This is a genomic window from Streptomyces sp. NPDC050504, assembly GCF_044458065.1.
In the GTDB taxonomy this organism is placed as follows: Bacteria; Actinomycetota; Actinomycetes; order Streptomycetales; family Streptomycetaceae; genus Streptomyces.
Genome location: NZ_JBITHO010000004.1, coordinates 650366 through 672290, shown reverse-complemented (window position 1 = coordinate 672290; position 21925 = coordinate 650366). Strand labels below are relative to the sequence as shown.

Below are 21925 nucleotides of genomic sequence, written 5' to 3'. Positions count from 1 at the left end.
AGTCAGACCCTGGTGCGGGACAAGCGCGGAGTTATCTGGGGGCACGGTGGTCCGTTTCACTGGAGGGACGACGAAACAGAGGAGGAGGGCGCGGCGGGGCACCAACGAGACACCTCGCAGCGGGCGCACTGGGTTCCCGGGTTCGGGGCGGATGTGCGGTCCGCATGCCACGGGGCGGCGAGGTCATGGAGCGCCTGCCGGGCTGTGGCAACACGGTCGGCCTGACGGGGGGAGACAAGTTCCAGGTCCGGTCCGGTGGGCCGCAGGATCTCCACCTCAACGCGGGAGCGGCGCACGTCACCGCCGAGCGCACCGTCGGCCAGCAACACCAAGGCCAGGGCCGCCTGGGGATACAGCTCCAGGATGTCCTTGTCCCCAGGCGGGGTGCGGTACTTGGTGCTCTTGACCTCACGCCACACCACCGAACCGCCACTGCGGTACAGGAGGTCTGGCTTGGCAACGAGCACGACATCGGCCTGCGTGTCGTGGAAGGTGAGGAGTCTTTCCGCGACCAGCGCCGCATCCGGATCGGCGTGGCGCAGCGGGCACACGGCGGCATGACGGGCGATCAGGCGTGCACCGAGTTCGGCATCGTCCCCCGTCAGGTGCCAGTCGCCGACCGCCCAGTCGGACCGGTCGGCGGGGGTGTCGTCCGGTGTGCAGGGGCGTTGTGGGGTTCGCGCGTGCATATGCTGCAGCCAGGCGTGCACTGCGTGCCCGCGCACCACGTGATGGTCGTGCTCGATGTCCTTGTCGTAGGGCAGATGGATGCGCCGCAGATGTTCCTGCGCGGGGCAGTTCGCATAGCGGCGCAAATCGGTGACGGATAGGGTGCGGCGAGGCCGCGCCCCGTCCGCGATCTGCAAGATGCCCGGCGTGCGCACCAGGTCAGGGCAGGAAGCGGCGAGCTTGCATGTCGCGCATCCGGGGCCCGGGCGCCTGTCCACGGCATCGACCGTCGCGCGCAGGCGGGGCGCGGAGAGCTTGTGATAGGCGGCTTCAGCTTCCTGGGGTGTCCCGTCGAACAGCGGTGGACGGACCGAGCCGTCCAGGCAGCCGATCTCCACGACCCGTACCCGCTGCGGGGTGACGGCGCTGTGCACGTCGTGCGCGTCACTCCATCGGGTGGGTTCTGGTGCACGGCCGCCGTGGGCAGCGATGTATGCCGCCATTGCGACCTCCGCCGGATCCCGCTCAGTCGGCCCGCGTCGCCCGGGCTGTACCGATCCGAACCGGAGCAGGCGCAGCTCGCACACCGCACGGTCACGGCTGGCGTAGCAGCGCCCCCAGACCCTCATCTCGTACACGGTGGGGGTGCCTTGACCCCTGGCTGCTGTCCTCGACTGCTTGACCCAGTACTGCGGATCGGGCAGCAGCTCCGCTCTTGGGTCTAGGGATTTGACCGCGTCCAGGTACTGGGCGGCGGCATGCTCGGCATAGCGCTCGAGCCCGGGGTGCGAGGGGCGCACTCGGGCCGGATCGTCCCGGGGGCGGCCGAACTCTACGGTGTCGAGCCGGCGCATTACGGCGGCGAGGGCGAACGATTCGTAGTCCGCCGGCTTGTAGGGGGTGCGGTGCGTGGGGCGAAGGCGTGGCCGGGCCTTGACGGCCCGCAGCGTGGGGCAGTCCTCGTCCCCCTCCTTCGTGCCTCCGGTGAACACTCTGATCAGGCCCGGGTCACCCGTGGTTCCTGCGGGCAGCGACCACTCAGTCACACGCACTCCTCACACCCGTCTCTGTGAACAACATTCACCGGAGGCTACATGCTGCTACGGTTCACGCACGGATGATCCGTCAAATTCATTGCAGAGAACGGACCTCAGGTGGGTTCACGGAACGACATCATCGCCAGGCGGTACCGCCTCGTGCGTCGGCTTGGTGGCGGTGCGATGGGCGAGGTGAGCCTGGCGTACGACCTGAGCCTTGACCGGCAGGTCGCCGTCAAGCAACTCCACGCGCAGAACGTTGAACGAGAAGAGGGGCGTTACGCGGATCGCCTGGAGCGTGAGGCCAAGGCGACCACCGGGCTCAGCCGCTGCCGGCACTTCCCCCAGGTGTACGACTTCGGATACCACGCCGACGAGCCCTATCTCGTCATGGAGTACATCGAGGGGCCCACCCTGGCGGAGCTGGCGGCCAACCATCACCCTTTGTCCTTCTCTACGATCACGGCGATCCTGGCTCAACTCGCCACTGCACTGGCCTGTTTGCACGACGCCGAATTCGTCCACCGCGACCTCAAGCCGACCAACGTCATGATCGCGGCAGGCGGCGTCATCAAGGTGGTGGACCTCGGCATCGTCGCCGTCTCCGACCCCCACGCCACGCGACTGACGGCCACCGGCCAGGTGCCGGGCACCGCGGCCTACATGGCCCCCGAGCAGGCCGCCGACGGTCTCGCCGAGCCCCGCAGTGACCTCTACTCCACGGGCTGCCTCGTATTCGAACTCGTCACGGGAGAGCTCCTCTTCAACGCACCGACCGCTCACGCGATGGCGCGCGCCCACATTGACCAGGCGCCCCGCAAGACCCGGGACGTGCGCCCCGAAACCCCGCTATGGCTGGCCCACATCATCGACCGATTGCTGCACAAGGACCCGGAACTGCGCTTCTCCGACGCGCGAACCCTGTATGGGGCTTGCTACCCGTACGTGGACGACCTCAGGGGAACGGGTAGCCCCCGGCTCGGCCGCTTCGATCCGGCCCTGCTTTGGCGTGCCCCGTGCTCACCACCGCCCCCGCCGCAACCGTCAACGCCGCCTCCGCGGCGCTCTCCCGGTACCCGGATGGATGCACTGGCCCGCAGCCGGACGCGGCGAACCGACCTGAGGCGGGACGAGCTGACCCAGATCCGCGCCGATGCTGCCGCACAGGCGGCCAACGGCGATCTGAGAGGCGCCGTCCAGCTCATCGAGGAGTGCCTGGCGTCGGCCGTCGGCCACTTCGGCCGCATCGAGAAGGGTGTGGTCCGCTTGAGCATCGACCACGCCGGCCTGCTATGCGAACAGGGGTTGTCGAAGCAGGCGCACGCTGCCTATGTCGGCGTGCGCCCTGACGCCGTCATCGCGTTCGGAGCAGAGAGTCCAGAAGTGCGCGAGATCGACGAAGGCATCGAGGGGTGCGAGGAGGAGGGAACGTGGGATTGATCCGTGCCTTGATGTACTGCACGCGATTCCAAGCGCGGCGCCTTTATCGACGCGTGAAGAACATACACGCACGGTAGAACGAAGGTACGCTTCACGCTCTGTCTGCAGAGACAGGGTAGGACGCAGGGAGCAAGGCGTGACAGAGGAACCGACCACCGTGACGGCCACGGGCATCGCCAGGATCGCAGGTGTCGGCCGGGCCGCAGTGAGTAACTGGCGCCGACGCCACCAGGATTTCCCTCGGCCGATCGCCGGCACAGCCGCGAGTCCCGCCTTCGACCTGGACGAGGTCGAGCTATGGCTCGACCGGCAAGGCAAGCTCCGCACCATCGGCCCGCTTGACCGACTCCAGCAGCGTCTGGAAGCGCTCGGGACGGCCGGGCAGTCCGCTGAGGCCCTCGTCCTGGTCGGCCTGACACTCCTGACGGCGCCTGCCGCAGTGCCCACCCCTCGCCAACTTGCCGACGCCGTACGTTTGCTGACTTCACCCCGTCACGCCGACGTGCTCTTGACGGACCTCCCGGTCGTATGGTCACCAACGCACCGAGAGATCCTCGAGGTCTCGTGCTCGTTGAGCGACCAAGAGGACCGTGTCGGAATTCTGGAGCACCTTCATGCGCAATACGTGACAGCCCGAGGCGCTGCCGGCCTCACCGATACGCCCGTGCCCGTCGTCAGCCTGATGCTGGATCTCGTCGGCCCCGCCGCCTCCGTCCTCGACGTCGCCTGCGGCACCGGCACATTCTTGCGCACCGCCCTCGACAGGGTGAACGCGGCAGGTGGCACGCCACAGCTTCTGGGGCTGGACGCCCGCCCCGAACGCGTGCGCATCGCGCTGCTGCGCCTGCTGGTCTTGCGGCAGCAGGCCAAGGCCGCTTCGGGCACCGGCGAAGAACTGTGCCTGCGCGTCGGCGATCCGCTCCTTGAGGGCGCCTTCCTCGTCGACCACGTCGATGCCGTAGTCGGCAGTCCTCCTCACAGTCCCCGCGATTGGGGCCACGACCGCCTCGCCTTCGACCCCCGGTGGGCCTATGGAGGTATGCCCCCGCGTACCGAACCCGAACTTGCCTGGGTACAACATGTGTTGGCTCAGCTGAAGCCCGGTGGGAGGGCCGCCTTGCTCCTGCCGCCCGCAGTGGCTGCGCGTCCCGCGGGACGCCGCATCCGCAGCGAATTGGTCCGGCGCGGCGCCCTGCAGGCAGTCGTCGGGCTCCCCCCGACGGCGACCGTCGGCAGCGGTAACGGCGTGCATGTCTGGCTTCTCCAACGCCCCGACGAGGACAGCGCCCCACCTACAGGTGTGCTGTTTGTCAACGGCGACGACGTGCCCCTGGATGCGAACGTGCGCCCGAAGGATCGTCTCGAGGCGCTGCGCCGCCACATCGCTCCGTTGTGGGACCGCTACCGTAAGGGGCACGGGCCCTTGGCCACGGATGCAGACTTCGCCCGGGATGTGTCGCTGGCCGAACTGCTCGACGAGGACGTTGACTTCACTCCCCGGCATCACGTGCCGAACCCGGATTCCATTCCGTGCCCGCCCGACGACCTGCTCAAGATGCCAGCGGCCATGAGGGCTCAACTCAATGCGCTCCGGGATACGTTGCCAGAATTTTCCCCCACCCAGGCGCCCATGTCGTCTGGCGTTCCCACTGCGACGCTGGGCGAACTCTCCCGGACCGGGGCGCTGAGCCTGCACCGCCATGCGGCCCGCGCCGCACACCGCGATGCCCCCGCCCCTGATCGGCACGAACCAGCGCTGACGAGCCAGGACGTCATCGCTGGCCGACCCGCCAGCGGTTCAGTTCCCGTCGGCCCCGACGACGACCCGGCGGCCCGGGTACGGGCCCACGACATCCTCATCCCAGCAATCGCCCAAACCTTGGTCGCCCGGGTCGCGACGGATGAGCAGATCGGAGCCCGGCTCGGGCCGGGCGTGCACGCCGTGCGCGTGGATCTGGACTACCTCGACCCGTGGTTCGCGGCTGGCGCCCTCACACGCTCCGAGAACGCCACGAAGGCAGCCCGAACGTCCACCGGAACAAGCGGAGCCCTCCGCATCGATGTGAAACGGCTGCGTCTGCCTGTGCTGGCAATCGAGGAACAACGACGCCGGAGTGAAACCCTGCGTCGTCTTACAGAGTGGGATGCGGCGCTGTCCCGGCTTGTCGAGGCAGGACGTGAAGCCGTTCGGGCCCTGACCAGCGCCCTGGTTGACGGGGCGCTCGACCCGTTGGACAAATGAATCGGACGCAGTAGCCGTGCAGAACGGATCCAGGAAGCCATTCCTCGCCTCACCGGACAACTCACGCAGAGTCCGCTCGCGTTGGGACATTGGCCAGTCCGTCTGCGCAGCGGCGAGTCGAAGCTGTAAAGGAACCGCAGCTTGAACTGGTACGGACACTCGAACAGGTACTTCAGCTCGCTGAAGCTGAAGACGATGTCGGGCGTGTCGGCCTGGTCAGGACGTAGGTGTTATGGGTCGCCTCGGCTAAGTGCTGGGACTCGCGCTGGTAGAGCTTGCCCGGCTCGTAGGAGCAGGAGAGGGCGAAGTACTCCTGGGCACAGGTCGCGGCCACGTAGACGAGTGGGCGCTCATCGTCCTCGCTGCCGCGGTTGCGGTCGGCGTCGTTGACGGCGGCCTCGGGGACAATATGGAAGACACCAAGTCCGCCCTGCCGTTTGATGGGGAAGCGGTTGCGGCGCATACATGGTACGAACACCGTCGGCCACTGCATGCCTTCGGCTGGTGGACGGTGGCGATCGTGACGGCATTGGGCCGGGCGTATCCGCCTCCGCGTCACCTTCCTCGTAGTAGTCGCCAGCCTGGTACTCCAGCCACTTGGCGAAGGTGGCGAACCGGTCAGGCGGGCTGCTGAGGAAGTGGATGCGCTCGTAGTCGCCGTTGGCGGTGCTGAACCGTCCCAGGTTGTAGAAGGCGAGCTTGCTGCGCTCGCGGCCGACCTGGGCCGTTAGGTCTTCCTTGCGTACGCCGACCTCGCCCAGGAAACGTTGGTCGCACCGGCTGGCTTCCGGATGATCGTTGAGCGGTGCAAGCGACTTGTGCCGGAAAATCCGAACTGGAAGCGCCAGGTGCTTAGAAGCCGTTGTCTTTCCGAAAGTGATTGCTGCGTTTCCGCTGGTCAGGAATGAGGTTGGTGCCTCGGTGGCAGGGATGACGTGTCGTGTCGTCTGTGTGGTGGAGGTTCCGGATGCCATCGGTGATGGGGCTGTTGGAAGAGCGAGAGCGTGCTGCCCGGCAGCGGGTGGAGGTCCTCCGGGCTGAGCTGCGGGAGGCGGAGGCCGCGTGGCAGCGGTTCGTGATCGCCTGTGAGACGGTCGGTCAGATTCTGGCGGAGCCTTGCGAACGTGAGGAGTCATCGGGTGCCGTAGCCGACGAGCGTCCGGGGTCCGTCGCAGGTGCTGCGCCAGGTTCGGTGGTGCCGGTGTGGAGCGAGGGGCTCGACCCGGCCGTGCTCGTGCCGGACTGCCGGCGGATCATGGGCATCGTGGCCGGTCATGACGGATCAGGTGGCGTCCCGATGGATTGCCGGCAGCTCGCCGCGGCGCTCGGCTTGGAGCCGGTTCCCGCGAAGGTCGAGGGTGTGCGGTCGAAAGCGAAGCGCCTGGCCGCTCGGGGATGGCTGACCGAGGAGAGTCCGGGGATGTTCAGCGCCGTTGCCGGGCGAGCCGTCGGCTCATGACCATGCTCATGGACCACAGGATCATCACCTCAGAGCTGTCGGTGCGGGCTTCGTAGTCACGGACCAGGCGGCGTGAGCGCATCAGCCACGCGAACGTTCGCTCCACCAGCCATCTCTTGGGCAGGACGACGAAGCCGGTGGTGGTGTCGCTGCGTGTGACCACCGTCAGAGCGATCCGCAGCACACTGCGGGCGAAGTCGACGAGGTGGCCTGTGTAGCCGCCGTCGGCCCAGATCCGCGTGATGCGCCAGTGCCGCTCGCGCAGCCGGGCCAGCAGCGTTTGCCCGGCCTCCCGGTCGGTCACAGACGCTGCCGTGACCACGGCGGCAAGCAGCAGACCTAGTGTGTCCACCACGATGTGGCGCTTGTGTCCGTTGACCTTCTTGCCACCGTCGAAGCCTCTGGTCGCGGCTGGCACCGAGGCGGCACCTTTCACCGACTGGGCGTCGATGATGCCCGCCGTCGGCTCCCGGTCGCGGCCCGCCGCTTCACGGACGCGCTCCCGCAGCCGGTCGTGGAACTCGGCTGTCCAGCCCTTGTCGCGCCAGCGTCGAAAGAAGGCGTAGACGCGGTCCCACGCGGGGAAGTCCGCGGGCATCGCCCGCCAGGAGACACCGCCCGCGACCAGGTAGCGGACCGCGTCGACCATCTGCCGGTGGCAATAGCCCTCCGGCCGCCCGCCCCGGCCCTCCAGCCATCCCGGCACTGGCAGAGCGGCACGGACCTCGGCCCATTCCACGTCCGTCATATCCGACGGATACCGGGGCTCCCGGCCGGGACGATCACCCGCATTCCCGTACACGTGGGCGAGACAGTCACACGATCGGGAAGACGCAGTGGACGACGCGGTAGACAGCACGAAAGACTGCAGCACCAGGGTCTCCTGACGCTCGGATGGATTCGACACCCACGAGCTGTTCGGGAGGCCCTGCCTTCATGCCCAGACCACCGGAAGATCACCCGGCCGGGCACCCACACTCGAACTCACACCCAACGTGATCGATAGAACAACGGCTTCTTAGAAGACGCCTGCTCCATCCTTTGAGGCTGTGCAGGGTGAATTGCGAAAACGGAGAAGCTCCTGGCTGTGTCCTTGCGGACCGGGGGACGTATATAGGATCCCTGGGCACCCGCGCGGGCCCCGAGGTCCAGACGTTAGATTCTGGGCTGTGGCCGGGCGATGGAGCTGGCCGCCGGTGTCCCAGGAGACATTTGGCGAGCGTGGTGCTGTGCTGCCCTGCGGGGATCAGAGAGGTGGCACCAGCCTGATGTGGCGTGTGAGAGGTTCTGCAGACTTCGGAAACTGTGGGTCATGCCGGGTAGCGTTGGCGCCCCTGGGCCGTTCTTGTACTTTGTCGCGGCTGCCGGTGCTGGGATGGTGCTGGGATGAGCCCGCATTTTCGCAGGTCACAGCCTTGTGGGGTAGTTCCGCTTCAACGTCTGACGTCATGCCGTCGCCTGTGCCCGGCCCGCCTGTTGGTGGGTCGGGCACAGGTGTCTGTCCGCGGTGAGTGCGGCTGGTGACGTGGTGGACGTCGACGGGGGAGAGGACCCATCCGGCGCCGGTCGGGTGGATGCGGGCCGGGTCGGAGGGGGCGGGGAGTGTGGGGCGTGGTGAGCGGGACGTGGTCGCGAGGGGAGCGCGACTGCACGAGGCGGCGCAGGCCGTGGTCGGTGACCACGCAAGGGCGGTGGAGGCGGTACGGGCGGCGCTGAAGCCGATCCACGACGCGGCGGTGAAGCGGGAGCTCGACGCCATTCCCGTCGCCCGGCTCCAGGACGTCACCGAAGGGCGGCTTCGGCTGGGGAGCGTCGAGAAGAGCGGACTGCGCACCCTGGGCAGTGTTCTCGAAGCGGGCCCCTACCGGCTGCGGCAGATCCCCGGCGTCGGGCAGCGCACCGTCGACCAGATGCTCGCCGCCGCCCGCCGGCTCTCCGAGGCCGTGCACGAGACCGTGGCCGTCCACATCGACGTGGACCGGCCGGAACCGCGCACCACCGCGCTCGTCACGACCCTGCACGTCCTGGTGGAGGCCGGTCCGGACGCCCGGCGCGCGGTCGACAAGGCCACCGCCCTGGCGGAACGGCTCGGCCCTTCGCTGGCCGACGCGAGGCCCGCCGCCGGAAGGATCCGGATGCTCCTGGCCGGCCGGGAGAAGAAGGCCCGCGCGTTGGCGGCGGTCGCCGAGACCCGGGCGCTGGTGGACGAGGCGGAGCGGGCCGGCCTGCCGGAGTTGCTCGCCCAGGCGTCGGTTGACCTGCTCCGGGGACCCTCGTCCGACGTCGCCGCCCGGGTGGACTTCGAGCTGCGCTCGGCCGAGTACTACAGCCTGCTCGCCGAGATCTCCGGGCGGCTGCCGGACACGGCGGCCGCAGAGGGCTTCCTGCCGGACGAGATCGCGGAGCGGGTGCGGACCCAGCACCTCGACGACACGCACCGGCGGGTCTCCCTGCGCGGCTACCAGGCGTTCGGCGCACGGTTCGCGCTTGCGCAGCGCAAGGTGGTGCTCGGCGACGAGATGGGCCTGGGGAAGACCATCCAGGCGATCGCGGTCCTCGCGCACCTGGCCGCCGAGGGGCAGAGCCACTTCATGGTGGTCTGCCCGGCGAGCGTCCTCGTGAACTGGACGCGGGAGGTCGAGGCCCGCAGCGCCCTGCGCGTCATGGTGCTGCACGGTCCTGACCGGCACGACGCGTTCGCCGACTGGAAGGGGCGGGGCGGCGTCGGGGTGACCACGTTCGACGCGCTGCGCGGCTTTCCCGCACCGGGCGGCGGGGAGGTCGGGCTGCTGGTGGTCGACGAAGCGCACTCCGTGAAGAACCCGAAGGCCAAGCGGTCCCAAGCGGTCGGCCTGTGGGCGGAGCGTTGCGGGCGCACCCTCTTCATGACCGGAACCCCGATGGAGAACAGGGTCGCGGAGTTCCGCAACCTGGTCCGGATGCTCGACGGCGGCGTCGCGGACTCCCTCGGCGAACGGGACGCGCTGGCCGGATCGGTCGCCTTCCGCAAGGCAGTGGCCCCGGTCTACCTGCGGCGCAACCAGGAGGACGTGCTGACGGAACTCCCGAGCCTTCAGCACACCGACGAGTGGGAAGAGTTGAGCGCTTCGGACGAGGAGGCCTACCGCGAGGCCGTGCGCTCGGGCAACTTCATGGCGATGCGCAGGGCCGCGTACACGAGACCCGGGAAGTCGGCCAAGCTGGAACGGCTGCGGGAGATCGTTCGGGAGGCGGGCGAGAACGGGCAGAAGACGGTGGTCTTCTCCAACTTCAAGGACGTACTGGCCGTGGTGAAGGAGGCCCTGGTGGACGGAGCCGCCGGGGGCGCTCCGGTGTTCGGTCCGCTGACCGGCGGCGTCCCGGCCCAGCGCCGCCAGGAGATCGTCGACGACTTCGCCGCTGTCCGGGGCCCGGCGGTGCTCCTGGGGCAGATCCAGGCGGCGGGCGTCGGCCTCAACATGCAGGCCGCCTCCGTCGTCGTCATCTGCGAACCCCAGATCAAGCCGACCATCGAACACCAGGCGGTGGCTCGGGCCCACCGCATGGGTCAGGTCAGGCCGGTTCGCGTGCACCGGCTCCTCGCCACCGGAGGCGTGGACGAACGCATGGTGAAGATGCTGGAGACCAAGACGCGCCTGTTCGATGCCTATGCCCGCCGCAGTGCCGTGGCCGAAGCCACCTCGGACGCGGTCGACGTGTCGGACACCGAGCTGGCACGTCGGATCGTCGAGGAGGAACAGGCTCGCCTGGGGATGGCGGACGAGAGGCCCGTGTCGGCCGAGTGAGTCGGGCCGAGGGCCGGCCGGGGCGTTGCCCGCAGCGTGGGTCCGCCACCTCTTCGATCTTTTCGAGGCTTCGAGGCTTCGAGGCTTCGAGGGTCCGACTACGGGCGGGTCCAGCCGTTGGCGAAGTCGCACTGGAGGTCCGCCCGGCGGCGCTGTTCGGCGGGGGCGTGGCTGGGGTCGCCGAAGCCTGCGACGCCTTTGGCCCAGTTGTCCCAGAGGCCGTCGTGCTCCGTGAAGCGGTCGGCATGCTGGGTGCCGAGGCGGGCGTCGAGGCGGAGGAGCGCACCGAGGGCGGCCGGTTGGTCGTAGTGGAGGTCGGTGCGGGGCAGGTAGCGGTCGAGGTAGGCGGTGAGGATCTCGGCGTCCGCGTGCGTGCCGAAGCGGGCCAGGGCGAAGCAGTAGGCGCTGCCCGAGTGGCCGACCTCACTGGCCAGGAGCAGGTCGCCGACGCGTGACCGGAACCGTTCGCGGCGGTCGACGCCGATCAGCCAGGCGGCGGTGAGGCGCGAGCGCCATTCGTGGGCGAGGAGCGCTGCCAGTTCCTCGTCGGTGATCGCGGCGGCGTCGTCGATCAGGTGCCGGGTGAAGCGTCTGGTGTGCCACCACCGGGGGCCCAGGAAGCGCCCGCTGTTCAGTACGAGGTAGCGCGGGAGGCCCGAGTACGTCCGTGTCACGTAGCTCTTGACCACGTGTCCGTGGCCGGTTTCCGCAGGGTGCTGGGACGGCATCGGCATCGGCATCGGTATCGGCGTCAGGCTCGGCGCGGCGGAGTCGGGGGCGGGGTCGCGGTCGTCAGGGTGGTGGCGAGGCGGCTGTGTCGGGCCCGCTGCGGCGACAGTGGGGGAACGAGCGCTCCGTCGATCAGCTCGGTGTGGCGCGGGGCCTCGGGGAGGTGGTCCAGGTCCTCCGCGGACCAGCCCTCCGCGCGCGGCGGACGCATCCGGTCGGGCAGTGCGGTCATGGGGCAAGCCTAGCGATTGCCGCGGTCGGTAGCGTGGGGACGACGGTGCGCGGAGGGGGCGGGGGATGCGGGACCGGCTTGAGGTCGTGGCGTGCGGGGCCCGGTTGGACGCTGCCGCTCGGGAGGTGGTTCGGGATCACGAGCGGGCCGTTCGGGCCGTGCGGGACGCGCTCGCGCCGCTTGAGGACGCCGAGGTGCGGCGGCAGCTCGGTGCCGTGCCCGTCGCCCGGCTCCAGGAGGTTTCCCGGGAGCAGTTGAGGGTGGGGAGCGTCGAGCGGGGCGGGCTGGAGACGGTCGGGCAGGTCCTGGACGCGGGGGCGGACCGGCTGCGGCAGCTGCCCGGCATCGGGGACCACAGCGCCGGTCGGATCGTGCGCGCCGCCCGGGAGTTCGCCGACGCCGTGCGCGGGACCGTGGCCGTCCGCATCGACGTCGACCGGCCAGAGCCCGGGACCGACGACCTTCTCATGGCCCTGTACGTACTGGTGGAGGCCGGGCCCGACGCCTGGCGCGCGGTCGGCAGGGCCGTCGAGTTGACGGGGCGGCTCGGGCCGCTGCTCGTCGGGGCGGAGCCCGGTACCGGGCTGCTGCGGATGCTCGTCGCCGGGCAGGACAGGCGGGCCCGTGCCCGCGCCGCGGTCAGCGAGATCCGCTCGCTGGTGGCGGAGGCCGAGCGCGGGGACGCCCGCACGCTGTTCGCCCGGGTGTCGGTCGACCTGCTGCGCCGCCCGCCGGCCGGGATCGCGGCCCGGGTCGACTTCGAGCTGCGCTCCGCCGAGTACTACGGTCTGCTCGCCGAGGTCTCCGGGCGCCTGCCGGACGCCTCCGCCGCCAGGGGGCACCTGCCCGACGAGATCGCCGAGCGGGTCGGGGAGCAGCCTCTCGACGACTCCCACTGCCGCGTCGCGCTCCGCGGCTACCAGGAGTTCGGCGCGCGGTTCGCCCTCGCCCGGCGGAAGGCGATCGTCGGCGACGAGATGGGGCTCGGCAAGACCGTTCAGGCCGTCGCCGTGCTGGCGCACCTGGCCGCCGAGGGCCACCGGCGCTTCCTGGTCGTCTGTCCCGCGAGCGTCCTGGTCAACTGGGTACGGGAGATCGAGGCCCGCAGCACCCTGCGCGCCGTACTGCTCCACGGGCCCGACCGGCACGCCGCGTACGCGCGGTGGCGGGAGCGGGGCGGTGTCGGCGTCGCCACCTTCGACGCGCTGCGCAGCCTCCCGGAAGGGCCTGTAGCGCTCGGGGCGTTCGTCGTCGACGAGGCCCACCGCGTGAAGAATCCCGGGGCCCTGCGCTCCCAGGCCGTCGCCCGCTGGGCCGCGGCCTGCGACCGGGTGCTCTTCCTGACCGGCACCCCGATGGAGAACCGCGTCGCGGAGTTCCGCAACCTGGTCCGGATGCTCGACCCCGCGGTCGCCGAAGTCCTGGGCGGGCACGACGCGTTGGTCGGCTCCGCCGCGTTCCGCAGGGCCGTCGCCCCGGTCTACCTGCGGCGCAACCAGGAGGACGTGCTCGCCGAACTGCCCAGTCTTCAACGCACCGACGAGTGGGAAGAGTTGAGCGCGTCCGACGAGGACGCCTATCGCGAGGCCGTGCGCTCGGGCAACTTCATGGCGATGCGCAGGGCCGCGTACGCGCGCCCGGAGAAGTCGGCCAAGCTGCGGCGGCTCGTGGAGATCGTCCGGGAGGCGGGCGAGAGCGGGCAGAAGACGGTGGTCTTCTCCTGCTTCAAGGACGTGCTGGGGGTGGCGGGGCAGGCGCTGGGCGGTCGACTTCCCGGCGGTACGCCCGTGTTCGGGCCGTTGGACGGGGGCGTCGACGTCGGGCGGCGGCAGCGGACCGTCGACGGGTTCACCGGGACGCGGGGCCCTGCGGTGCTGCTCGCGCAGATCCAGACGGCGGGCCTCGGCCTCAACCTCCAGGCCGCGTCCGTCGTCGTCCTCTGCGAGCCCCAGGTCACACCGACCGCCGAGCACCAGGCGATCGCGCGCGCCCACCGCATGGGCCAGGTCAGACCGGTCCAGGTGCACCGCATCCTCGCCACCGGCGGCGTGGACGCGCGGGTGGTGGAACTGCTGGAGAACAAGGACCGGCTGTTCGACGCCTACGCCCGCAGGAGCGCGGTGGCAGAGGCGGAGGCGGCCCACGGCACGGTCGGCGACTCGGTTCGCGATGCGGTCGGCGGCGCGGTCGGCGGCGCGGTCCACGACTCGGTCGACTCGGTCCACGACTCTGTTCGCGACGCGGTCGACGCGGTCCACGCGTGGGACGGCGGGCTCGCCCGCAGGATCGTCGAGGCGGAACGGGAGCGCCTGGGCGTGGGCGGGCGACCGAAGCCGGGGCCGTACGGACGGTAGGGCGTCAGGCGTCCCAGGGCTGAGCCCCGGGCCTCGGCCCGGGGCTCAAGCGGCGTACGGCCCGTCGGTCAGAGCGTCAGGAGGGCCGCGATCACCGGGCCGAAGGCGCCGCCCAGTTGGTACGCGAGGTTGACCAGGCCGATCGCGGTCGGGCGCTGCGTCGGGTTGGCCGCCGCCTTCGCCGCGTACGAGGAGAGCGTGGCGTTGCCCGCGACCGCCGCGAGGACCGCGGTCGTCGCGACCGGGAGCAGCAGGCCGGGCCAGGGGGTGAGCCAGGCGGTGAGCGGGGCGGCGGCGCCCAGCGCGAGCAGGACGGTCAGCACCGCGCCGCGCGGCATCCGTGCCGAGGCCGCCGAGAGCAGCCAGGAGAGCACGGATCCGGTGAGCAGCGCGAGCAGTTGGGCCGTCGCGATGGTCGTGGTCGACCATTCGGTGCCGGAGGCGAGGAGCCTGGGGACCGCGAAGAGCAGGGCGAAGTACGAGGTGGAGACCGCGCTGGCGAGGAGTGCCGAGGCGAGGAAGGACGGGGTGCGCAGCAGTGCGGTGGGCACGAAGCCGTCCGGGCGGGCGCGCAGGTGGGCGGCGAGCAGGGCGGCGGCGCCGAGGGCGGTGACCGCGCCGGGCAGCGGGGCCGTCGGGATCAGTACGAGGCCGGTCACCAGGGTGACCAGGAGTGCGGCGCCGCGGCCGTCGAACGGCTCGTCGGTGCGCGGGAGTTCGGGGTCGCGGCGGTACACGGCGGGCACCGCGGCGAGCGCCACCGCCGAGGCCAGCAGCGACACCCGCCAGGACGCCGCGTCCGCGAGCGTCGAGCCGAGGAGCGGGCCGGTCGCGCCGAGCACGCCGAAGCCCGCGGTGACGGCGCCGAGCCTGCGCGGCGTACCCGCGAGGTTCATCGCGACGCCGATCAGTGCGGCGCCGCCGAGCGCCTGCGCGGCGCGGCCCGCGACGGCCAGCGGCAGCCAGGGCGCGGTGGCGACGAGCACCGATCCGACGGTCACCAGGGCCGCGCCCAGCTTCAGCGTGGTGCGCACTCCGGCGCGCCGCAGCAGCCCGCCCGCGAGCGGGGTGCCGACGGCCATGGCCCAGGCGAAGACGGTGACGAGCCAGGTCGCGGTGGTGGTGGGGACGCCCAGCGAGCGGGCCATGTCGGGGAGGATCAGGACGGGGGCGTTGGCGCCCGCGGCTATCGGGGTGGCGAGCAGGACCAGCCAGCCGACGGGGACCGGGCGGCGCGGCGCGGCGGGTGCGGCGGCGGCAGGGGCGGCGGCGGGGGTGGAGGTGGGGCGTGACGCGGCAGGGGGTGCGGAGGGCATGGCAGGGCTCCCGTGAGGCAGGCATCGCTCAAGATTGATAATCTCAACGTTGAGATAAAAACAGTCAGGTCTTCTCAACGTCAAGTGTCTTAACGTTGAGAAGACGTACGTTGAGGCATTACGGGACCAGGGATGGCGATGAGGGACCAGGGATGGCGATGAGCGACGCGATCGACGAGATCATCGGGCAGTGGACGGCCGAGCGGCCCGACCTGACGGACGACCTGTGGCCGGTCGAAGTGCTCGGCAGGCTCCAGCGCCTCGGCCGCGTCCTGGACAAGGAGTTCAAGGCGTTCGCCGCCGAGCGCGGCCTGGAGCTGGGCGAGGTCGACGTCCTCACCACGCTCCAGCGTTCCGGCGCCCCGTACGAACTCACCGCGGGGGCCATCCTCAAGGCCTCCATGGTCACCTCGGGCGCCATCACCAACCGCATCGACCGCATGGAGGCCAAGGGCCTCGTCGAACGGGTCCGCGACGGCGCCGACCGGCGCAGCGTCAAGATCCGCCTCACCGACCACGGTCATCGGGTCACCCGCGACTACATGCGCGACCACCTCGCCAACGAGGCCCGCATGCTCGCCGAGCTGGGCGGGCGCGAGGAGGGCGCGCGGCTGGCCGGGATGCTGCGCACCCTCCTCGTCTCCTTCGGGGACACCTCGCTGAAGTAGCCGCCGTACGGTCCGGGGGCGCCGAACCCCACGGTGCAGGGCTCCGCAGCGCCCCCGGGCCGGGCCCCGCACCGCCGAATCCCGCACCGCGGTGCCACCCCCGGGCCGGGCGCCCCCCCCGGCCGCCTCACTCGACCCCGCGCACCGTCAACTCCCGCAGCCCCGCCGGGCCCGAGACCCGCAGCCGCACGTGGCTCACCCGCGCGCCGGGCCGCAGCGGGCCCCAGTGCGCCGCGTCCCGCGACGTCTCCACGGCGTACGCGGCGGGCGCCGCGCCCTTCCACGACGGCGTCACCGACGCGACCGGCACGGCCCTGCCGAGCGCCACCGTCAGCGCGGCGGCCCGCACCGCCCGCGTCCCCCCGGCGCCGCCCGCGTCCGGCCGCCACACCGTCGCCCGGCTGCCGTCCACGGCCGCCTCCGCGTACGCCCCCGGCTGCTCGGAGTCGGCCCGCGCCGGACGGCACCGCGCGAGGTTCGCCGTCGGCGCCAGGTCGGGGCGGCGCGTGGGCAGTTCCAGGGTCCCGGTCAGCTCCTTCGGCCCCCGCGGGGTGTGCACGGTGAACGGCCGCCCGGAGAGCAGCCGCACCCGCGTGGTGCGGGGTCCGATCTCCACCGCGTACGCACTGCCCCGGTACCGCAGCGCGCGCAGCGTCACGCCCGGCGCGAGCTGCGGCGGCAGCAGGGGGTCGAGCGCGATCCCGTCTTCCCGCAGCCGCAGCCCCGTCAGACCCTGGGTGAACACCTGCAACAGGCCGCCCTTCCCGGTCAGGAAGTCCTCGGCGGGGGAGCCCGCCAGGGGGTCGGCGGCGCCCGCCTTCGCGCCGCGCGCCTCCGAGAAGAGCGCGAAGGGCCCGCGCACGAAAGGACGGACGGCCCGCTGGAGGTAGGTGTGCGTGGCGCAGCCCGGCTCCCCGACGGACGCGGCGGCGACCGCGTTCACCGAGTCGGTCATGGCCGGGCCGTCGGGGTCGGTGCGCTCGGCGTAGTGGTCGAGCGTCGCCGCCGCCGCGCCCTTCGGCATGGGCCACCGCAGGGGGTGGATCAGCAGGACGGCGTCGGCCTGCTTGATGACGGAGCCGGAGTAACCCGCGTACTGGAGGTAGACCTTGCGCGCACGGTCGTACGGAATGCGCAGCCGGTCGGCGAGCGCCGGCCACTCGGCGGGCGCCGGCTCGCCCAGCAGGCGCGCCGCGCTCGCCGCGTGCCGCAGTGCCGTGGCGGCCACGGCGTTGGTGTAGACGCCGTCGTCCACGCCGTTGCTGTACTCGTCGGGGCCCGCCACGTCCTTGATCGAGCGGCTGCCGTCCGGGTTCCGCACCGCGCGCGAGGTCCAGAACTCCGCGATGCCCTTCAGCAGCGGCCAGCCGCGCCCGCGCAGCCACGCCAGGTCGCCGGTCGCCTGCCAGTACTGCCAGACGGCCAGCGCGATGTCGCCCTGGAGGTGGATCTGGGTGACGCAGTGCGGCGGGTTCCAGCTCTGGCACTCCGTCCACAGGTCGCCCGCCGAACCGCTCGTCCACGGGTAGAACAGGCCCCGCAGCCCCAGCTCGGCGGCGTTGCGGGCGGCGGCGCCGCGCGTGCGGAAGCGGTAGTCGACGACCGTGCGCGCGAGGTCGGGGCGGGTGGCGAGCAGGGCGGGGAACATCCAGGTCTCGGCGTCCCAGAAGACCATGCCCGCGTAGTTGTCGCTGGTCAGACCCGCAGGGGCGATGCTGTTCGCGGAGCGCGCGCGGGAGCCGGCGAACAGCCCGTACTGCGCCGAGCGCACCCACGTCTGGAGCTCGGGCGCGCCCGGCACGTCGATGCGCGCCCGCCACAGGTCGCGCCAGGCGGCGGCGTTCGCCGCGCTCATGGTCCGCCAGCCGCGCTTGGCCGCGCGCTGGGCCGCGGTGCGGGCGGCGGTGTGCGGGTTCCGCGAGGTCAGGGCGGTGTCCACGCCGACGTACTTGGTGAAGGCGTACGTGTCGCCCGCGCGCACCTGGACCCCGTCGCGCGCCGGGCGCGGCACCAGCACCTGGGCGACCGCGCCCGCCGTGCCCGTGCCCAGGGTGCGGAACGTCTCGGGGCCCGTCCGCTCCAGGCGCCGCGCACCGCGCCAGTCGAGCCCGCCCGTGAGGTGCGCGGTGCCGTTCCAGCGGGGGGTGAGGGTGAGGCGTACGGCTCCGGTGTGCGGGTCGGAGCGGTCGGCCAGGACCTCGTACGTCACGTCGGTCGCGCGGCCGTCGGCGGTCGTCCAGCGGAAGGCGGTGGTGACGGTGCCGGTGCGCAGGTGCAGGGTCTGGCGGTAGCGGGTGAGGCGGGCGGCCGGGCCCGGCGTCTCGCCGTCCACGCTGACGTCGAGCCGCGTCCAGGTGGGGAGGGCGGCGAGGACGTCGCGGCCCGCGGCGGTGGCCGCTTCGCGTCCGTAGAGGCCGGAGACGAAGGCGCCTTCGTAGCGCGGGGTGTAGAGCGGCCAGCCGGTGCGCTCGGCGGACTCGGCGTATCCGGCGCCCAGGGGCGGGACGCGGTGCCCCAGGTAGCCGTTGGCGACGTAGGGGGAGTGACCCCGGGACCCGGTGGGGGAGGTGGCCGTCAACTCCCACGGAGACGGGGACGGTTGGGCTGCCGGTGAGGGGGGTGGTGCGGCGGTGCTCGGTCCCGTCGGGGCCAGGGCGGCGACGGTGGCGAGGGCGAGGGCGAGGCGGGTGCGGCGGGTGCGGCGCGGGATTCTCACCGTACGAAAGTAGGAAGCGCGGCCCGGCGGGCGGGGGCGGCGCGCGGGCGGGTCGCCCGGCCGTGTGGCGCGCGGTGCGGAGTTGCCGGGGGCCGGGCGGGTACGGGGGCGGGGCGTGACGTGCCCACGGGGCGGGGCGCGGCGTGCCCACGTGCCCCGGGCGGCCCCCGCCCCGCCCGCGTGCGGTAGATCCTCTTCGTAACGGCACGGTGAATTGGTGCACGAGACAAGGGACTTGGGATCCGGGACGGGCGTCGGCGTGGCGCCGGTGCGCCGAACGGCGCGGCGGACGGAACAGCGGCAGGTCAGTGCGGTGACGGCCCCGGGGCGCCGTCCGCTGAGCGGACCTCCGTGGCCATGGTCATGTGGATGTCGGGAGTGTGGCTGCCGGATGTCGCCCCTCCGCTGCCTCTTGTGGTCTTCATGGAGGTCCGTCAATCTTTCGCTGGCGGCAGGGTGGACGAGCGGCGAACATCGGCGCACCCGCAGGTCGATGGATTTGTCATGCACCTGCCTCCCCCCACCAGGAGCACCACCGATGAGGAGGATCCCTCACATGTCAGTGCTGCGAATCCACGGCGCACCAGGGCGAAGAGTGACCACGATCGGCGTCACCGCGGCCGCCTTCCTCGCCCTCGGCGCCGTCGGCGCGCTCCCCGCGACCGCGGCCCCGGCCCCCGCCCCGACGGGCGTCGTCGAGAACCTGGGCGCTCCGGGCTCGGTCCCGGGCAGCTACATCGTGACGCTCGACGCCGGTGCTCCCGCCGCGTCGTCGAAGGCGGGCAAGGCGCTCGCCGCCGAGTACGGCGCGAAGATCCAGCGGACCTACGGCGCCGCCCTCAACGGCTACAACGTCCAGCTCTCCGAGGAGCAGGCGAAGCGCTTCGCGGCCGACCCGGCCGTCAAGTCGGTCGTGCAGAACCGGACCTTCACGGTCTCCGGCACCCAGCCCAACCCGCCCTCCTGGGGCCTGGACCGCATCGACCAGCGGGCCCTGCCGCTCAACCAGAGCTACACCTCCCCGGACTCGGCCGGGCAGGGCGTGACCGCGTACATCATCGACACCGGCGTGCGCATCACGCACAGCGACTTCGGCGGCCGCGCCTCCTACGGCTACGACGCCATCGACAACGACAACACCGCGCAGGACGGCCACGGCCACGGCACGCACGTCGCGGGCACGGTCGCGGGCAACGCGTACGGCGTCGCCAAGAAGGCGAAGATCGTCGGCGTGCGCGTGCTCAACAACTCAGGCTCCGGCACGACCGCGCAGGTCGTCGCGGGCATCGACTGGGTCACCAAGAACGCGGTGAAGCCGGCCGTCGCCAACATGAGCCTCGGCGGCGGGGCCGACTCGGCGCTCGACACGGCCGTGCGCAACTCCATCGCGTCGGGCATCACGTACGGCGTCGCGGCGGGCAACGACGGCGCGAACGCCTCCAACTACTCGCCCGCGCGCGTCACGGAGGCCATCACGGTCGGCTCCACGACGAACACCGACGCCCGCTCCAGCTTCTCCAACTACGGCAGCGTCGTGGACATCTTCGCCCCCGGCTCCGGCATCACGTCCTCCTGGAACACCAGCGACAGCGCCACCAACACCATCTCCGGCACGTCGATGGCGACCCCGCACGTCGTGGGCGCCGCGGCGCTCTACGCCGGCCAGAACCCGACCGCGACGCCCGCGCAGGTCGCCAACGCGCTGACGACGGCGGCCACGCCGAACGTCGTCGGCAACCCGGGCACCGGCTCGCCGAACAGGCTGCTGTACGTCGGCGACGGCGGCACCCAGCCCCCCGGCAAGCGCTTCGAGAACGCCGCGGACTACGCGATCAACGACAACTCCACGGTCGAGTCGCCCGTGACCGTCACCGGCATCGCGGGCAACGCCCCCTCGGCCCTCCAGGTCCCGGTCGACATCAAGCACACCTACATCGGCGACCTCCAGGTCCAGCTGATCGCCCCCGACGGCTCGGCGTACACGCTCAAGGGCTTCGGGACCGGCGGCAGTTCGGACAACATCAACACCACGTACACGGTGAACGCCTCGTCCGAGACGGCCAACGGCACGTGGAAGCTGCGGGTCACGGACAACGCCAACGCCGACGTCGGCAAGATCGACCTCTGGGCGCTCCAGTTCTGACGGTCTCCCGGTGAGCGGGCGGTGGGCGGCGCGTGCGATCGCGCCGCCCACCGCTTTCGCGTCCGGTGCTCCTCGCGTCCGACGTCCACGAGGTGACGCCGGGTGACGTCGGGCGATGCCGCGGGGAGGGCCCGGGGTCGGGGGTATACCGCCGGTATCCCCCTGCGTAAAGCACTGTCATCACATCGGGTGAAACTCTGGCCTTCGCTTGCCCGCAACAACCCTCGGTTGCCACGCTGTTGCTGTCTGTCAACCTGTTGGGAGTGGCCAGTGACTTTCGGTGAGCAGCCCGCCTATCTGCGCGTTGCGAGCGAGCTTCGGAAGAAGATCGTCAACGGCACGCTGCCGCCGCACGCCCGTCTGCCCTCGCAGGCCAGGATCCGCGAGGAGTACGGGGTCTCCGACACCGTCGCGCTGGAGGCCCGCAAGGTCCTCATGGCCGAGGGCCTGGTGGAGGGCCGCTCGGGCTCGGGGACGTACGTCCGCGAGCGCGTCGTCCCGCGCCGCATCGCCCGCTCCGGCTTCCGTGCCGCGAAGGGCGCGAGCCCCTTCAGGCAGGAGCAGGCCGACGACGCGGCGCGCGGCACCTGGGAGTCGCGCAGCGAGCAGCGGGAGGCGGACGAGGAGATCGCGGAGCGCCTGGCGATCGAGCCGGGCGAGCGCGTGATGCGCACGTCGTACGTGTTCCGGGAGGCGGGCGAGCCGATGATGCTCTCCACCTCGTGGGAGCCGCTGGCCATCACGGGCCGCACCCCCGTGATGCTGCCCGAGGAGGGGCCGCTGGGCGGCTGCGGGGTCGTCGAGCGGATGGAGGCCATCGAGGTCGTCGTGGACAACGTGGTCGAGGAGGTCGGCGCGCGCCCCGGGCTGGCCGAGGAGCTGGAGGAACTGGGCGGGGTCCCGGGCCACGTGGTGATGGTGATCTCGCGGACCTACTACGCGTCGGGCCGCCCGGTCGAGACGGCCGACGTGGTGATCCCCGCGGACCGGTACAGACTGGCGTACCACCTTCCGGTGAAGTGAGCCCCCTTCCCGCGGAGTGAGTCGTGTGCGGGGGCGCGCCCGCCGGGCGCGCCCCCGCGGGCACGTCCGCCCCGTGGCCGGATGCGTATCTCTTCGTGAAAACACGTATCCG

14 protein-coding genes and 1 pseudogene are annotated in these 21925 nt (G+C 71.5%); 8 read left to right on the top strand and 7 right to left on the bottom strand.

Annotated elements, in window-relative coordinates; all coding sequences use genetic code 11:
- Positions 1-56 precede the first annotated feature (56 nt).
- The gene (locus ACIBNE_RS18265; protein ID WP_399272606.1) at positions 57-1715 is read right to left on the bottom strand and encodes a PD-(D/E)XK nuclease family protein; all 1659 of its coding nucleotides are present in this window, start codon (positions 1713-1715) and stop codon (positions 57-59) included.
- Positions 1716-1823: 108 nt separating this feature from the next.
- On the opposite strand from ACIBNE_RS18265, the gene ACIBNE_RS18260 reads away from it, so the two are divergent.
- Together ACIBNE_RS18260 and ACIBNE_RS18255 are read left to right on the top strand one after the other, a co-directional pair.
- Positions 1824-3146, top strand: a complete 1323-nt coding sequence (locus tag ACIBNE_RS18260) for a serine/threonine-protein kinase (protein ID WP_399272604.1) — start codon at positions 1824-1826, stop codon at positions 3144-3146.
- Between the two features lie 136 nt (positions 3147-3282).
- Positions 3283-5388, top strand: a complete 2106-nt coding sequence (locus ACIBNE_RS18255; protein WP_399272602.1) for an N-6 DNA methylase — start codon at positions 3283-3285, stop codon at positions 5386-5388.
- A 172-nt stretch (positions 5389-5560) separates the two neighbouring features.
- Here ACIBNE_RS18255 and ACIBNE_RS18250 read toward each other — a convergent pair whose 3' ends face one another.
- A complete protein-coding gene (locus ACIBNE_RS18250; protein WP_399272600.1) occupies positions 5561-5866 on the bottom strand; it encodes a hypothetical protein in 306 nt (101 codons plus the stop codon).
- 489 nt (positions 5867-6355) lie between these two features.
- Here ACIBNE_RS18250 and ACIBNE_RS18245 point away from each other — a divergent pair, with 489 nt between their 5' ends.
- Complete coding sequence (locus tag ACIBNE_RS18245; protein ID WP_399272599.1) at positions 6356-6847, top strand: hypothetical protein; 492 nt, start codon at positions 6356-6358, stop codon at positions 6845-6847.
- Here ACIBNE_RS18245 and ACIBNE_RS18240 read toward each other — a convergent pair.
- Positions 6813-7595, bottom strand: a complete 783-nt coding sequence (locus tag ACIBNE_RS18240) for an IS5 family transposase (protein WP_399272597.1) — start codon at positions 7593-7595, stop codon at positions 6813-6815. The two genes, ACIBNE_RS18245 and ACIBNE_RS18240, sit on opposite strands and share 35 nt — an antisense overlap.
- A gap of 826 nt (positions 7596-8421) precedes the next feature.
- On the opposite strand from ACIBNE_RS18240, the gene ACIBNE_RS18235 reads away from it, so the two are divergent.
- Complete coding sequence (locus tag ACIBNE_RS18235; protein WP_399272973.1) at positions 8422-10632, top strand: DEAD/DEAH box helicase; 2211 nt, start codon at positions 8422-8424, stop codon at positions 10630-10632.
- Between the two features lie 98 nt (positions 10633-10730).
- Here ACIBNE_RS18235 and ACIBNE_RS18230 read toward each other — a convergent pair whose 3' ends face one another.
- Together ACIBNE_RS18230 and ACIBNE_RS18225 are read right to left on the bottom strand one after the other, a co-directional pair.
- Positions 10731-11360, bottom strand: a complete 630-nt coding sequence (locus ACIBNE_RS18230; RefSeq protein WP_399272971.1) for a DUF6000 family protein — start codon at positions 11358-11360, stop codon at positions 10731-10733.
- A 38-nt stretch (positions 11361-11398) separates the two neighbouring features.
- Positions 11399-11593 (bottom strand): annotated as a pseudogene (locus tag ACIBNE_RS18225) (Uma2 family endonuclease); the annotation flags it as partial.
- 65 nt (positions 11594-11658) lie between these two features.
- On the opposite strand from ACIBNE_RS18225, the gene ACIBNE_RS18220 reads away from it, so the two are divergent.
- Positions 11659-13947 (top strand): DEAD/DEAH box helicase, encoded by a 2289-nt coding sequence (locus ACIBNE_RS18220; RefSeq protein ID WP_399272595.1) that lies wholly within the window; start codon positions 11659-11661, stop codon positions 13945-13947.
- Between the two features lie 68 nt (positions 13948-14015).
- Here ACIBNE_RS18220 and ACIBNE_RS18215 read toward each other — a convergent pair whose 3' ends face one another.
- Entirely contained in the window at positions 14016-15263 is a 1248-nt protein-coding gene (locus ACIBNE_RS18215; RefSeq protein WP_399272593.1) for an MFS transporter, read from the bottom strand.
- A 158-nt stretch (positions 15264-15421) separates the two neighbouring features.
- On the opposite strand from ACIBNE_RS18215, the gene ACIBNE_RS18210 reads away from it, so the two are divergent.
- A complete protein-coding gene (locus tag ACIBNE_RS18210) occupies positions 15422-15931 on the top strand; it encodes a MarR family winged helix-turn-helix transcriptional regulator (protein WP_399272591.1) in 510 nt (169 codons plus the stop codon).
- 127 nt (positions 15932-16058) lie between these two features.
- Here the strand turns inward: ACIBNE_RS18210 and ACIBNE_RS18205 are convergent, their stop codons facing one another.
- The gene (locus tag ACIBNE_RS18205) at positions 16059-18647 is read right to left on the bottom strand and encodes a glycosyl hydrolase family 65 protein (RefSeq protein ID WP_399272590.1); all 2589 of its coding nucleotides are present in this window, start codon (positions 18645-18647) and stop codon (positions 16059-16061) included.
- A 556-nt stretch (positions 18648-19203) separates the two neighbouring features.
- On the opposite strand from ACIBNE_RS18205, the gene ACIBNE_RS18200 reads away from it, so the two are divergent.
- Positions 19204-20790, top strand: a complete 1587-nt coding sequence (locus ACIBNE_RS18200; protein ID WP_399272589.1) for a S8 family peptidase — start codon at positions 19204-19206, stop codon at positions 20788-20790.
- Positions 20791-21060: 270 nt separating this feature from the next.
- A complete protein-coding gene (locus ACIBNE_RS18195; RefSeq protein WP_399272587.1) occupies positions 21061-21813 on the top strand; it encodes a GntR family transcriptional regulator in 753 nt (250 codons plus the stop codon).
- Positions 21814-21925 lie beyond the last annotated feature (112 nt).

Coding starts and splice junctions, on each gene's coding strand:
- ACIBNE_RS18245 (WP_399272599.1), top strand. CDS start 6,356: ATGCCATCGGTGATGGGGCTGTTGGAAGAGCGAGAGCGTGCTGCCCGG.
- ACIBNE_RS18240 (WP_399272597.1), bottom strand. CDS start 7,595: ATGACGGACGTGGAATGGGCCGAGGTCCGTGCCGCTCTGCCAGTGCCG.
- ACIBNE_RS18235 (WP_399272973.1), top strand. CDS start 8,422: ATGCGGGCCGGGTCGGAGGGGGCGGGGAGTGTGGGGCGTGGTGAGCGG.
- ACIBNE_RS18230 (WP_399272971.1), bottom strand. CDS start 11,360: ATGCCGTCCCAGCACCCTGCGGAAACCGGCCACGGACACGTGGTCAAG.
- ACIBNE_RS18220 (WP_399272595.1), top strand. CDS start 11,659: ATGCGGGACCGGCTTGAGGTCGTGGCGTGCGGGGCCCGGTTGGACGCT.
- ACIBNE_RS18215 (WP_399272593.1), bottom strand. CDS start 15,263: ATGCCCTCCGCACCCCCTGCCGCGTCACGCCCCACCTCCACCCCCGCC.
- ACIBNE_RS18210 (WP_399272591.1), top strand. CDS start 15,422: ATGAGCGACGCGATCGACGAGATCATCGGGCAGTGGACGGCCGAGCGG.
- ACIBNE_RS18200 (WP_399272589.1), top strand. CDS start 19,204: ATGTCAGTGCTGCGAATCCACGGCGCACCAGGGCGAAGAGTGACCACG.